Origin of the sequence: Mesorhizobium sp. M7A.F.Ca.US.014.04.1.1, assembly GCF_003998745.1 — a bacterium.
Lineage (GTDB): Bacteria > Pseudomonadota > Alphaproteobacteria > Rhizobiales > Rhizobiaceae > Mesorhizobium > Mesorhizobium ciceri.
The window spans coordinates 1-746 of record NZ_RZRW01001253.1 but is presented as its reverse complement, the minus strand read 5'-3'; the positions used below and the strand labels follow the sequence as shown (position 1 = coordinate 746).

At 56.2% G+C, this 746-nt stretch carries 1 protein-coding gene; it reads left to right on the top strand.

The annotated features are described in order from the left end of the window. The first annotated feature begins 429 nt into the window (after positions 1–429). Positions 430–720 carry a hypothetical protein gene (locus EOA22_RS35905; protein ID WP_063170623.1) on the top strand — a complete coding sequence of 97 codons (291 nt, stop codon included), beginning with the start codon at positions 430–432 and terminating at the stop codon, positions 718–720. Positions 721–746 lie beyond the last annotated feature (26 nt).

Below are 746 nucleotides of genomic sequence, written 5' to 3'. Positions count from 1 at the left end.
GGTGAGCGCTGTCTGCCAACGTGGCTCTCTTTGGAAAAGTAAGCCCGCTGCCTGGGCGGGGGGCTTGGGGTTAGGCAGCGGGCTTCGTAGGCGATTAGGGGTTCAGAACCCACGCGAACGATGCTCTCAGAGTGTTAACGAAACCTTAACGAAGCTCGGAGCGTTTTACCAATCTTGGTGACCTGTGGATAACCCTCGCAGTTACGCGTTCAATGACAGAGCTGAGGTCCACGGCTTCGCGGTCGTGCTGTTCTTCGACAGGTTCCGCCTGCATATTCGGATCACCGTCTCATCCATTGATGCCCGCCCAGGTGAACCGTGATCCCTGCTGCCAATCCAACCAAGATAATTTTGCGGCGTTCCCCGATACACCCGTTGTTCAATTGAATTGCTGTGTATTATTCCGCTGTTGTCTTTAGGATGAGAGCCATGCCCCTATCATCCTTCGCCAAAGAACTGGAGAACGCCGCCGATAGCATCGCCGACATGTCGCGAGCGGATCTTCCGATCATGCTTCGGCGCGCTGCGTTGATGCTCCGGAACGTCGCCGGCCTCCCGCTAGAGCCAGCAACACAGGACGCACTGAACTCCATTGCCGCTGAAATGAAAATCGGCCGGTCGGAGCTCATTCAGATCGTCTTGCGTGAGTGGCTGGAAACGAATGCTTATCTGCCAGTCCGGATGATTGACGAGGAAAGCGAGACCGACGGGAGCGCTTAGCAACATGGCTCGCAAGGGAATGGTCC